We start from the raw sequence: 12,189 nt of genomic DNA on the forward strand, positions 1-12,189 counted from the left end.
GAAAAATTTCGACGGTTCCGGTCACATCGGCCGGATTGGCTTCGTCATGGGGATGACGGATCGCGACGAGGGAATGTGACCGATGAGCCAAAAAAACTTTGAAGAAAATTCTCTCAGCCACCAGTTCGAGGCCAGCAGGGACCATTTGCGCGCGGTCGCCTACCGGATGCTGGGTTCCCGCGCCGAGGTCGACGACGCCGTGCAGGAGGCCTGGCTGCGGGTCAGCCGCTACGACACGTCCGATGTCGCGAACCTGCGCGGCTGGCTGACCACCGTGGTCGCGCGCATCTGCCTCGACATGCTGCGTGCACGAAAGTCGCGCCGCGAGGACCCGATGGGCCCGCATGTGCCCGAACCTGTCGACGAGACGCGCGAGCGCGAGGCGGAGATGGCTGATTCCGTCGGCGCGGCCCTTCTCGTCGTGCTCGAGACATTGCAGCCGGCGGAGCGGCTCGCCTTCGTGCTGCACGACATGTTCGCAGTCCCGTTCGAGGAGATCGCGCCGATCGTCGGACGCTCGGTCGACGCCTCGCGGCAGCTGGCGAGCCGCGCACGACGCCGTGTTCAGGGCGCGCCGGTGCCTGAGACGGACATCTCGCACCAGCGCACGATCGTCGATGCCTTCCTGAAGGCATCGCGCGAGGGCAATTTCGAGGGCCTGCTGGCCCTGCTCGATCCCGACGTCGTGTTCCGTGCCGACCAGGCTGCGGTGCGGCTCGGCACGCTGCCGGAGATCCGCGGCGCGGATGCGGTCGCACAGCTCTACAAGGGCCGTGCGCAGGCGGCGCGGACGGCGCTGGTCGATGGCGAGATCGGCGTCGCCGTCATCTTCGGCGGACGTCTGCGCATCGCGCTGCGCGTGACGTTCGACGGCGACCGGATCGCGGGGATCGAGGCGGTGGCCGATGCGGACCAGATCGCGACGATGGAGGTGGAGGTGCTGGAGCGCTAGCGGGACGTGGCATCCGGACAGCCCGGATGTTACGCTGAAGTCCAATCGCGCGCGGTGCGCTCAAGACGCGAAAGGACGATTCCATGACAGCCCGCTTCATCCCCCTGCTCGCTTTGTCCCTGCTCGGCCTCGCCGCCGGCAGCACCATCGCGCTTGCGGCCGCCGACGAGAAGCTCAAGGCCGCGGCCGAGCAGGAGAAGGCGCCGCTGATCGAGACCCTGCGCGACATGGTGATGATCGAGAGCGGCAGCGGCGATGCCGAGGGCCTGAAGAAGATCGCCGACTTCACCGAAGCGCGTCTGAAGGCGATGGGCGCCACCATCGAGCGGCGCAAGACCACCGCGGGTACGGGCGCCGACATGGTGATCGCCACCTTCCAGGGCACCGGGTCGCGAAAGCTGATGCTGATCGCGCATATGGACACGGTCTATCAGCGCGGCATTCTCGCAAGCGAGCCGTACCGTGTCGACGGCAACCGCATCTACGGCCCCGGCATCGCCGACGACAAGGGCGGCATCGCCGTGGTTCTGCATGCGCTCAAGATCCTGAAGGACGCCGGGTGGCAGGACTACGCCAGGCTCACCGTGTCCTTCAATCCGGATGAAGAGGTCGGCTCGATCGGGTCGGGCGAGATCATCGCCGAGCTCGCCGACCAGCACGACGTCGTGCTCTCCTGCGAACCGACGGTGGCCGCGCCGATCGCCAGGAATGACGGGCTGCTGCTCGGGGCGAGCGGCACTGCGACGGCGAAAATGGAGGTGAAGGGTCGCGCCTCGCATGCCGGCGCCGCGCCCGATCTCGGCCGCAACGCGCTGATCGAGCTCGCGCACCAATTGCAGCAGACGAAGGACGTCGCGAAGTCGATCCCGGGCACGCAGCTCAACTGGACCACGGCGCAGGCCGGCACGGTGCGCAACCAGATTCCGGAAAAGGCCGAGGCCGGCGCCGACATCCGCCTGACCATCCCCGATGGCATCGCCAAATTGCAGGCGGCGCTCGACGCGAAGGTGAAGGACAAGTTCGTGCCCGACACCGAAACCACGGTGACGATCATTGCGGGCCGCCCGCCCTTCGTCGCCAGCGATCGCGGCCGCGCGCTCGCGCAGGAGGGGCAGGCGATCTATGCCGAGATCGACCGCAAGCTCGACATCGCCGAGATGACCGGCGGCGCCACCGACGCCGGCTATGCCAACCGCAGCGGCAAGGCGGTGGTGGTCGAGAGCTTTGGCCTCGCCGGCTTCGGCTATCACGCGCGGGACGAATTCATCGACACCAACTCGATCGTGCCGCGGCTCTATCTGATGAGCCGGATGCTGATCGAGCAGGGCAAGAAGAAATAGGCGCCGGGGCCGGCCAAGCCATTTTGGCGAAAACAACCCCATGCACAGTAGACGGCCCTAGCGATATCAATGGCTTAGTGGGTCAAAAAACGACGGCGTGAGGCCTGCCTTGACGCCCTTCCCCTCCTGCGATACCTTCGAATACGGAATTCCGTATTCCCACTTTGTATCTCGGAGTTGCCGGCGTGATCCCTCTCGACCCGCTCCCGAACCTGATCGACCAGGTCTATGCGCGGATCCTGGAAGCGATCTCCGACCGCACCCTTCAGCCCGGCCAGCGCATCCGGCAGAACGAACTCGCCGACAAGCTCGGCGTGTCACGCCAGCCGGTGTCGCATGCGCTGCATTTGTTGCACCGGCAGGGACTCGTCGCCGAGAGCGGCCGGCGCGGCTTTGAAGTCACCCAACTCGACCCCTCGCGCATCCGCCAGCTCTACGAGGTGCGCGGCGCCATCGACGCGCTGGCCGCCCGGCTCGCCGCTCGGCGCGCAGCAAGCGACGCGGCGGGACGCGCGCGGCTGGACGCAGCCCTCGCCGCCGGACGCCGCATCGACCGCAAGACGTCGCTCGCCGAGCTGATCGTGCTCGACGTCGATTTTCACCGCGCGATCTATCAGCTCGCGGGCAATCCCGTGATCGAGGAGACGATCGCGCCGCAATGGCCGCATATGCGCCGCTCGATGGCGACGGTGCTCTCCGAGCTCGATTATCGCGACAGCGCATGGGCCGAGCATGCGACGATTGCCGGACACATTCTCGCCGGCGATGCGAAAGCCGCCGAGCGCGCGGCGCTGGCGCATGCGCAGACGGCGGGACGGATGACCGAGGAGAGATTGAAGGCGACGGACGAGGCGGCGGCGTAGCTGTTGGCGCACGCCGTCAAGCCCGGCCATGACGAAAGAGAAAACAAATAAGCAAAACAGGAGGACGATCCATGAAACTGTCCGAGGCACAATTGGAGTTCTTCCATCGCGAGGGCTGGCTGTTCCTCCCCGAATTGTTCAACCAGGAGGAGGTCGACTTCCTCGCGCGCGAGGCGGTCGGCATTTATGATGCCAACCGGCCCGAGGTCTGGCGCGAGAAGAGCGGCGCGCCGCGCACGGCCTTTGCCGCGCATCTCTACAACGAGGCCTTCGGCATTCTGGGCGCGCATCCGCGCATGATCGACCCGGTCGAGCAATTGTTCGGCGAGCCGGTCTACATGCACCAGTTCAAGATCAACGCGAAATCGGCCTTCACGGGCGACGTCTGGCAGTGGCACCAGGATTACGGCACGTGGAAGCGCGACGACGGCATGCCGGAGCCGCGCGCGATGAACATCGCGATCTTCCTCGACGAGGTGATGCCGATCAATGGCCCGCTGATGCTGGTGCCGCAGAGCCAGAATGCCGGCGATCTCCAGGCCTCCCATGACCTTGCGACGACGTCCTACCCGCTGTGGACGCTGGACGAGGAGACCGTGACGCGGCTGGTCAAGCAGGGCGGCATCGTGGCGCCGACCGGCAAACCGGGCGGCATGCTGATGTTCCACGGCAATCTCGTGCATGGCTCGGCCGGCAACATCACGCCCTACCCGCGCAAGATCGTGTACCTGACGCTGAACGCGGTCTCGAACTACATTCGCACACCGACGCGGCCAGAGTACATCGCGCATCGCGATTTTGCGCCGATCAAGACGGTGGACGATGATGCCTTGGTGCGGCTTGCACGAGCACCGAGGCAGGCGGCGGAGTAGACGGGTCTCGTGCCCCAGACGCAGCGCAGCACGTCAGTGATGCGCTGCTGAGCCGGGGCTCATGCCCCACGGATGGTTTTCTTTCTGGGTCCCGGCTCTGCGCAGCAACGCTACGCGTTGCAGCGCGTCCGGGACACGATAGTTTCGCAGGACATCCCCATGAACCTCTTCCGCCTCCTCCAGGCCCGCGCGTCCGCCGGCAAGCCTGTCCGTGTCGCGCTGATCGGCGCCGGCAAGTTCGGCTCGATGTTTCTGGCGCAGGTGCCGCACACGCCGGGGCTGGAAGTGCCCATCATCGTCGACATCGACCGCGACCGTGCCCGCGAAGCGTGCCGCACCGTGGGCTGGGATGCGGCGCGCATCGCAGCCACCGTGTTTACCGACGACGGCGCGCGCGCCATTGCGGGCGGTGCGATGGATGTCGTCGTTGAAGCAACCGGCAATCCCGCGGTCGGCATCAAGCACGCGCGCGCTGCGATCGCGGCGGGCAAGCATATCGTGATGGTCAATGTCGAGGCCGACGTGCTGGCAGGCCCGCTGCTTGCCGAGGAAGCGCGCAAGGCGGGCGTGGTCTATTCGCTCGCCTATGGCGACCAGCCGGCGCTGACGGCGGAGATGGTCGACTGGGCCCGCGCCACCGGTTTTCGCGTGGTCGCGGCCGGCAAGGGCACGAAGTATCTGCCGGCCTATCACGACGTGACGCCTGACGGCGTCTGGCAGCACTATGGTCTCACCGCGGGCGAGGCGCAGTCGGCCGGCATGAATCCGCAGATGTTCAACTCCTTCCTCGACGGCACCAAATCCGCGATCGAGATGGCCGCGATCGCCAATGCCTGTGCGCTCGACGTACCCGCGAGCGGTTTGCTGTTTCCACCCTGCGGCGTCGACGATTTGCCGCATGTCATGCGCCCGAGCGACAAGGGCGGCGTGCTGGAGCGGTCGGGCGTGGTGGAGGTGGTGTCGTCACTCGAGCGCGACGGCCGGCCGGTGTTTCGCGATTTGCGTTGGGGCGTCTATGTCGTGCTGGAGGCGCCGAACGATTATGCCGCCGATTGCTTCAGGCAATACGGCCTGAAGACCGACGGCAGCGGACGCTTCGCCGCGATGTACAAGCCGTACCACCTGATCGGGCTCGAGCTGAACATCTCTATCCTGTCGGCGGCGCTACGGGGCGAGCCGACCGGCCAGCCCTATGGCTTCCGCGGCGACGTCGCCGCCGTGGCCAAGCGGAACTTGCGCGCCGGCGAGATGCTGGACGGCGAAGGCGGCGACACCGTGTGGGGCAAGCTGGTGCCGGCAGCCGCGAGCCTGAAGGCAGGTGCCCTGCCGATCGGTCTCGCGCATCGCCTCAAGTTGAAGCACGACGTCGCCCATGGCGAAATCGTGCGCTGGAGCGACGTCGAGTTCGATGCGAACAACGAGACGATCAAGACGCGAAAGGTGATGGAGACGGCATTCGCGAAATAGCGGCTAGAACTGCCCCGGTTGAGCGGGTGGACCGGGCCAATCAGATCGCAAATTGTTCGGATTATTCCTTGCGAACAAGTCCTGCCTTATAACGCCGCTCGGGCCCGCATCAATTGATGGTGGCATTCCGCGAACATCACGGGTTGGCGCGACCATGCCGCCGGTCCGAACGAGACAATTGGCGGGATAGCCAACGTGTCGGCAGTAAGTTGCAGCACTCGCGCCTGCATTGCTTCCAACTGAGAAGCCAATAATTAGCGACGCTGACAAGGCAATTGATCGCTTCATTCTTGCCTCCTGTAGCTGATCCACGGAAGAGAATTATAGATGAAGTGGAGCTATGCCAAAGCGGTGAATGTTGAACCATGAGTTCGGCTTCGCGATCAAAAGCCGGCATCGGCCGCAGCCCGCGCTATGTCCCGCTCGTGTGCGGCTTATGATTGCAGCAGGTTGCGTCCTATTCGACCACGATGGCGTTGGCTTCAGTCTCCTCGAAATTCTTGCGCTAGTCATATCGATTGATCGCCTGGAGAAGCCAATGATCAGGCCAAGCAGTGTCAGGGTGGTGGCAAGGGATGGCGCGGGGATACTCGTTCTGTCGTACTCGCCCAGCGTGTTTCACGTCGATTTGATACTCCGCGCGCAAAAAAACCGGATACTGACACACGTGGCATCTTGCACCACGGTCCAACCGTAAGGAGCAATCCATGATAAATCTGAAAATTCTTGGTGCGGTCGTTGTTGTGGCATCTGCCCTGTCCAGCTCTGCTGCACAGGCGCAGTGGTACAACTCTAATCCGGACGCATGCCAAGCTGAATTCGCCAGCTGCACGGGTCTTGGAACGGGGACCACCCCCGACTATCGAGTTCGACCATCAACTCGGCGAACGGTATATCGCCAGCCGGCAGCGGCGGACGCGACTGTCGGCAGCTGGGGCAATTCCTACGCCATGTCGCCCGGCATGTCGTACGGCGAGATGGGCTGGAACGGCAGCTGGAGTACGTATGCTGCCCGCAACGGCATCGTCTGCCGGCCCGGCACCTATTTCAAGGGTAGCGACGGCCTCCAGCATCTCTGCCAGTAGGTCATCTGCTCTGACGTTAAACAGCTCAGGCGGCCCCAAAGGGCCGCCTGTTTCGTGCTGGCTTTGTGGCTCTCGCCGAAATCAGCATCCAGGTCACGCGGTGGGTGCACGACTGGATGTAGGAACGGCCCCGACCTCCGGCCCTGCAAGCGGGAGAGGGAGCGCACTGCCTTCGTAGTAGCGATCTCTATGGAAGCAGCCGGCTCTCTTTGGCTTGCTTGAACCACTTCCGAAACATATCCTCGGTGTCCATCATCTCGGTGAACCCCGCGCGGTTGATCTTCACGGTCGAGACGATCGAGGGCGGACCGGGCTCGGTCTGGCCGTAGCGCATGCTGTAATCGGCGTACTGGAACGACAGGCCGACGAAGTCGGCGAGGTCCGGCGACATGAGGTCATGCTTGCGTCGCAACGCGTCCCAAGAAGAGACCCAATTGGGAAACTCCTTGGCGAGCGATAGCGGGATCGGCTTGCCGGGCTTCATCTCCAGCGCGTCGGCCACCGCGGGCCAGATGTTTTCCCAGGTGAAGACATCGCCATTGGTGACGTTGAACGCTTCGTTCTGCGCCGCCTTGGCCTCGCCCGACCAGGCGATTGCGCGCGCGAGGAGATCGACGTCGACGGCCTGCGCCACCCGCGCGGCGCCGCCGGGAAAATCGAGCGGCCTGCCCTGCTCACGCAGCATCGCGGCATAGACGCCGAGCGGCGGGATCAGATCCATGGCGCCACCCATGGCGAGGCCGACGATGAGAACGGGGCGCAAGATGCTCCAGTGCCAGGCCTTTTCCTTGTGAGCCTTGCCGCGCTGGAGCTCGCGCAGGAAATTTTCCTGCGCCCAGTAAAAGTTGGGCTGCTCGTACATCTCGGAGCGGCCTTCGCGCGCCGGCACCGTCAGGGGGCGGACGTGAACGCCATAGGCCTTGGTGCCTTGCAGCAAGGCGACATGCTTGAGGTCCGGCGCGACCGGCTCGAGCGCGGCCATCAAATTGCGCAGCATTAAATCGTTGGTCTTGATCTGCTGCGGGTCGCGCCAACCATCGACGAGCTGCGGCGCCTCGTAGAGCGCGGCGTAGATCAGGTGGGTGGCGCCCTGAAGCTCGGCTGCGGCACGGCGGCAATCGGCTTCGCTGGTAAGGTCGATCGGGACGTGGCGGGCTCCGTAGAGGTCGCGCGGCTTGCGCCGTGACAGCGCGATGACCTCGCAAGGGCTGGATGTGCCGAAGTGTCGCAACGCGGCGTTGCCGACCAGACCGGTTGCCCCAGCGACCACGACCTTTTTGCCCGTCATGCGCGAGCCTCCCTTGTCATTGCCTAATCGAGTAGCAGATCGCTGACGGTTCCGACTTGCGTCTGGCCCGCGTTCGCACTTGCGAGGAAGGCATCAGACTTGATTATCGTAGGGCGTCCGGTCATCCTTGCTGACGGAACCGCAACGCTCGGCTTCCAGCAACAAGAGCCCATCAGGGCCATTCGGAAACGCTCAAACAAATCTCAACAAGAGAACGTCGATCCTCGACGAAGACAAGACGACAGCAAGATCGTTCCCTGGTCGATGCATCGACGCAATGGAAGGGATGCGCATGAAACGTCGTGATTTTCTGAAGGTGACAGGCGTCGGCCTGGCCGCGAGCACAGCAGTGGCTGCGCCCGCGATCGCGCAGTCGTCGCCCGAGGTCAGGTGGCGCTACGCCACGAGCTGGCCGAAAGCCCTCGATACGCTCTATGGCGGCTGCGAATATTTCTGCAAGCAGGTCGCCGACATTACCGACAACAAATTCCAGATACAGCCTTTTGCGGCGGGCGAGATCGTCCCGGGCCTGCAGGTGCTCGACGCCGTGTCGAACGGCACGGTCGAGATCGGCAATACCGCGCTTTATTATTATTGGGGCAAGAACCCCGCATTCACGTTCGCAACTGCCCTCCCGTTCGGCTTGAACACGCGCCAGCAGATTTCCTGGTTGCTGTGGGGCGGCGGACAGGATCTCGTCAACGACCTCCTGAAAGAGCACAACGTCTACGGCATCCCGACCGGATCGACCGGCGCGCAGATGGGCGGCTGGTTCAGGAAGGAGATCAAGACGGTCGACGACCTCAAGGGCTTGAAGATGCGCATCGGCGGCTTTGCCGGCACGATCCTCGCCAAGCTCGGCTGCGTGCCGCAGCAGCTCGCCGGCGGCGACATCTATCCGGCGCTGGAGAAAGGCACCATCGACGCGGCGGAGTGGGTCGGTCCCTATGACGACGAGAAGCTCGGCTTCGCCAAGGTCGCGAAGTACTACTACTATCCCGGCTGGTGGGAAGGCACGAGCCAGGGCCACAACATCATGAACATCGAGAAGTGGAACGCGCTGCCCAAACACTACAAGGCGGCGATCGACGCGGCGTCACGCGACACCTTCACCTGGATCACCGGCAAGTACGACGCGGTGAATGCTCCGGCGCTGAAGCGGCTGATCGTGAACGGCGCGATCCTCAGGGGCTTCCCGCAGGACGTGCTCGAGGCCTGCTACACCCAGGCCAACGAGATCTATGCGGACCTGTCCAAGACCAATCCGCATTTCGGCAAGATGTATGCAAGCATGACTGCCTTTAAGAATGACTCGTTGCCTTGGACGCAGGTGGCCGAGCTGAGCTACGACAGCTTCATGGCGCGGATGCGGACCAAGACGTGAGGCACTGAACGGCTCACACGACTAAAGGACGGAGAAGCCCCGGAGATGCTGCCATCTCCGGGGTTTTACGTAGTTTGGTTCCTGTTTCGGACCAAGGCTGGTTGTCCCGATCGGCCTCGCAACTGCGAGCGTCCCGACGACGCTTGATTATCGCAAGGCGACCGGTCATCCTGATGGCCGGAACCGCAACGTACGGGATCCACAAAGAGCCCTGAAGGGCCGTCGGACACGCTCACACCTTCACCAAAGACAAGTTCGGTTCTCGGCGAAGCAAAAGACGACACGAAGATCGTTCCCTTAGTCGAGCAATCGGCACAACGGAGGGATACGCATGAAACGTCGTGAATTTCTGAAAGTGACAGGCGCTGGCCTGGCGGCAAGCACAGCGGTTGCTGCGCCGGCCATCGCGCAATCTTCGCCGGAGGTGAGATGGCGGCTCGCCGCGAGCTGGCCCAAGGCGCTCGATACGCTCTACGGCGGCTGCGAATATTTCTGCAAGCGCGTGGCTGACGCCACCGACAACAAATTCCAGATCCAGCCGTTCGCATCCGGCGAGATCGTGCCGGGCCTGCAGGTGCTCGACGCGGTGTCGAACGGCACGGTCGAGATGGGCAACACGGCGCTGTATTATTATTGGGGCAAGAACCCCGCCTTCACCTTCGGCACCTCGCTGCCGTTCGGACTGAACACGCGGGCGCATATCTCCTGGCTTCTGTTCGGCGGCGGCACCGAGATGCTCAACGACCTGCTGAAGGAATACAACGCGCTCGGCATTCCCACCGGTTCGACCGGCGCCCAGATGGGCGGCTGGTTCCGGAAGGAGATCAAGTCGATGGAGGATTTCAGGGGATTGAAATTCCGCGTCGGCGGCTTCGCCGGCACGATCATCGCCAAGGTCGGCGGCGTGCCGCAGCAGATCGCAGGCGGCGACATCTATCCGGCGCTGGAGAAAGGCACGATCGACGCCGCCGAATGGGTCGGCCCCTATGACGACGAGAAGCTCGGCTTCGTGAAGGTCGCAAAATACTATTACTATCCGGGCTGGTGGGAAGGCACAGGCCAGGGCCACAACGTCATAAATCGCGACAAATGGAACGCGCTGCCGAAGCACTATCAATCCGTGGTCGAGATGGCCTCACGCGATACCTTCACCTGGGTCACCGGCAAATACGACTTCGTCAACCCGCCTGCGTTGAAGCGTCTGCTGGTGGCCGGTGCGATCCTGAAGCCGTTCCCGCAGGAAGTGCTGGAGGCCTGCTACAACGCCGCCAACGAGATCTACGCCGATCTCAGCAAGACCAATCCGCACTTCAACAAGATGTACACGAGCCTGTCGGCGTTCAGGAACGAGTCGCTGGCGTGGATGCAGGTCGCCGAGCTGAGCTACGACAGCTTCATGATGCGGATGCGGACACGGACGTAGCGACGGTTCACGGCGTCTGAAAACGACGAAAGCCCCGGAGATGTCTCCGGGGCTTTTTGTAGAGCAATGACGGGAGCGATACCAAAGCTGTCATCGCCCGGCTTGACCGGGCGATCCAGTATTCCAGAGGCCGATATTGGAGAGCACGCTGTCACCACATCCGCTGCGGCGTACTGGATGCCCCGGTCAAGCCGGGGCAGGACAGCGGTGGGTGTGGCGGGCGCGCTTTCCGTAATAGCGCTCAATTCTGATCATCCCCCAACGCGGCAACCAGCTTGTCGTAGTACTTGCCGACGAGATCGATGTTGGCCTTGTTCTCGACCTGCGGCGCCGGCGTCTTCAGCGCTTCGTTGAGCTCGTCGAGCGCTTCCTTCTTGTCCTTGGCCGGCATCTTCTTGTCGCCCTGGATCTGCGCGATCTGCGCCTTGATGACGGCTTCGGTGCCGACATATTTCTTGGTCGCGGGATCGAAGCCGCCGAGCACGAGGCTGATGTTGTCGACGACGTTGTTGTAATCGTCATAGCCGGCAAAGCCGTTCTTCTTGGCGACGCCGTCGAGCTGGCCGATCACCTTCTGGTCGGGCGCGGTGTTCTCCGGCAGCTTCTCCGTGATCGCATCCATGTCCTTCTGCGCGGCGAGCACACCGTCGAGCTGCTTGTCGGTCAGCGCGATCTGCTTGAGGCTAGGCGCCTGCGCCGGCGCGGCCTGCGGAGCAGGCGCTGCCTGCTTGGCTTGCGCGAACGCGGTGCCGGAGGAGGCAAGCGATGCGGCGGACAGAAGGCACGCGACGCCGAACGCGGTGAGGGCGGGACGAAGCAATGCTGGCATGGGAGTCTCCTCCTGAAAGGGATGGTTGGTGTTGTCAGCGGAAGGTCTTGGCAGTGGAACGTCTTGGCGATCGAAGGTCTCGACGACGGAAAAACTAGGGAGCCTGGAATGAACTGCGCATGAACTCCGCTTGCGTCTGCTAAGGGCCGATCATGGCTGAATGATCACAACCCTGTGGTGACTCCCGCGATCACCAAACATTGTTCTGCATGGAATCGATCTGCTTGCCGCCTCTCGAGGCGGCTGCCATTTGCGGCGCGGTGGCGTTCAGCCTGGTGTCAGGAATCACCTGACATCACGACCTGCGACTGATCACTCTGCCGGCAGAAAAATGCGCCGATGACGAAGGTGCGCGAGAGCGCGCTCATCATTGAAAGCGGCGAGGATCTGCTCTCGGTCTACGAATGGAAGACGCACCGCGCGAAGCCATGTCTTCTGCTCGCGCCGCGGGATCTACACGTTCCAGCGACAGCGCAACGCCGGATTATTTCGGCGTCAACGTGTTCTGTCTCATGGGATGAGGCTCGGCGCCGCTGTTGCCGAAGACGACAACACAAACAAAAACGCCGCCTCGGTTTCCCGAAGCGGCGTTTTGTATTCGAACATCGAAAGAGGATGATTTCTTGTCCTTGGCAGGCCTGGCAGCGACCTACTCTCCCAGGGCTTAAGCCATAGTACCATTGGCG

10 protein-coding genes are annotated in these 12,189 nt (G+C 63.3%); 8 read left to right on the forward strand and 2 right to left on the reverse strand.

All coding sequences use genetic code 11. The features are described from left to right. The first annotated feature begins 82 nt into the window (after positions 1 to 82). The 6 genes from OWC48_RS42445 to OWC48_RS42470 all read left to right on the forward strand — a co-directional run bounded on the left by OWC48_RS42445 (position 83) and on the right by OWC48_RS42470 (position 6,579). A complete protein-coding gene (locus tag OWC48_RS42445; protein WP_282525341.1) occupies positions 83 to 952 on the forward strand; it encodes a sigma-70 family RNA polymerase sigma factor in 870 nt (289 codons plus the stop codon). Between the two features lie 83 nt (positions 953 to 1,035). After that, complete coding sequence (locus OWC48_RS42450; protein ID WP_282525342.1) at positions 1,036 to 2,292, forward strand: M20/M25/M40 family metallo-hydrolase; 1,257 nt, start codon at positions 1,036 to 1,038, stop codon at positions 2,290 to 2,292. A gap of 185 nt (positions 2,293 to 2,477) precedes the next feature. After that, the gene (locus OWC48_RS42455; protein ID WP_282525343.1) at positions 2,478 to 3,155 is read left to right on the forward strand and encodes a GntR family transcriptional regulator; all 678 of its coding nucleotides are present in this window, start codon (positions 2,478 to 2,480) and stop codon (positions 3,153 to 3,155) included. A gap of 71 nt (positions 3,156 to 3,226) precedes the next feature. Next, a complete protein-coding gene (locus tag OWC48_RS42460) occupies positions 3,227 to 4,027 on the forward strand; it encodes a phytanoyl-CoA dioxygenase family protein (protein ID WP_282525344.1) in 801 nt (266 codons plus the stop codon). Positions 4,028 to 4,186: 159 nt separating this feature from the next. After that, positions 4,187 to 5,494 (forward strand): NAD(P)H-dependent oxidoreductase, encoded by a 1,308-nt coding sequence (locus tag OWC48_RS42465; protein WP_282525345.1) that lies wholly within the window; start codon positions 4,187 to 4,189, stop codon positions 5,492 to 5,494. Between the two features lie 707 nt (positions 5,495 to 6,201). Then, entirely contained in the window at positions 6,202 to 6,579 is a 378-nt protein-coding gene (locus tag OWC48_RS42470) for a hypothetical protein (protein ID WP_282525346.1), read from the forward strand. 187 nt (positions 6,580 to 6,766) lie between these two features. On the opposite strand, the gene OWC48_RS42475 is transcribed toward OWC48_RS42470, so the two are convergent. After that, a complete protein-coding gene (locus OWC48_RS42475; RefSeq protein WP_282525347.1) occupies positions 6,767 to 7,867 on the reverse strand; it encodes an NAD-dependent epimerase/dehydratase family protein in 1,101 nt (366 codons plus the stop codon). A 292-nt stretch (positions 7,868 to 8,159) separates the two neighbouring features. Between OWC48_RS42475 and OWC48_RS42480 the strand changes: the two genes are divergently transcribed. After that, positions 8,160 to 9,251 (forward strand): TRAP transporter substrate-binding protein, encoded by a 1,092-nt coding sequence (locus OWC48_RS42480; RefSeq protein WP_282525348.1) that lies wholly within the window; start codon positions 8,160 to 8,162, stop codon positions 9,249 to 9,251. Between the two features lie 331 nt (positions 9,252 to 9,582). Next, on the forward strand, positions 9,583 to 10,674 hold the full coding sequence (locus tag OWC48_RS42485) for a TRAP transporter substrate-binding protein (protein WP_282525349.1): 1,092 nt from the start codon (positions 9,583 to 9,585) through the stop codon (positions 10,672 to 10,674). A gap of 241 nt (positions 10,675 to 10,915) precedes the next feature. Here OWC48_RS42485 and OWC48_RS42490 read toward each other — a convergent pair whose 3' ends face one another. Beyond that, the gene (locus tag OWC48_RS42490; protein WP_282525350.1) at positions 10,916 to 11,503 is read right to left on the reverse strand and encodes a hypothetical protein; all 588 of its coding nucleotides are present in this window, start codon (positions 11,501 to 11,503) and stop codon (positions 10,916 to 10,918) included. Positions 11,504 to 12,189 lie beyond the last annotated feature (686 nt).

It is taken from the genome of Bradyrhizobium sp. Arg816 (assembly GCF_029989365.1).
Classification (GTDB): Bacteria; Pseudomonadota; Alphaproteobacteria; order Rhizobiales; family Xanthobacteraceae; genus Bradyrhizobium.

Excerpts from the sequence above, each read along its gene's own strand:
- OWC48_RS42465 (WP_282525345.1), top strand. The coding sequence starts at position 4,187 with ATGAACCTCTTCCGCCTCCTCCAGGCCCGCGCGTCCGCCGGCAAGCCT.
- OWC48_RS42450 (WP_282525342.1), top strand. The coding sequence starts at position 1,036 with ATGACAGCCCGCTTCATCCCCCTGCTCGCTTTGTCCCTGCTCGGCCTC.
- OWC48_RS42470 (WP_282525346.1), top strand. The coding sequence starts at position 6,202 with ATGATAAATCTGAAAATTCTTGGTGCGGTCGTTGTTGTGGCATCTGCC.
- OWC48_RS42485 (WP_282525349.1), top strand. The coding sequence starts at position 9,583 with ATGAAACGTCGTGAATTTCTGAAAGTGACAGGCGCTGGCCTGGCGGCA.
- OWC48_RS42490 (WP_282525350.1), bottom strand. The coding sequence starts at position 11,503 with ATGCCAGCATTGCTTCGTCCCGCCCTCACCGCGTTCGGCGTCGCGTGC.
- OWC48_RS42445 (WP_282525341.1), top strand. The coding sequence starts at position 83 with ATGAGCCAAAAAAACTTTGAAGAAAATTCTCTCAGCCACCAGTTCGAG.
- OWC48_RS42475 (WP_282525347.1), bottom strand. The coding sequence starts at position 7,867 with ATGACGGGCAAAAAGGTCGTGGTCGCTGGGGCAACCGGTCTGGTCGGC.
- OWC48_RS42460 (WP_282525344.1), top strand. The coding sequence starts at position 3,227 with ATGAAACTGTCCGAGGCACAATTGGAGTTCTTCCATCGCGAGGGCTGG.
- OWC48_RS42480 (WP_282525348.1), top strand. The coding sequence starts at position 8,160 with ATGAAACGTCGTGATTTTCTGAAGGTGACAGGCGTCGGCCTGGCCGCG.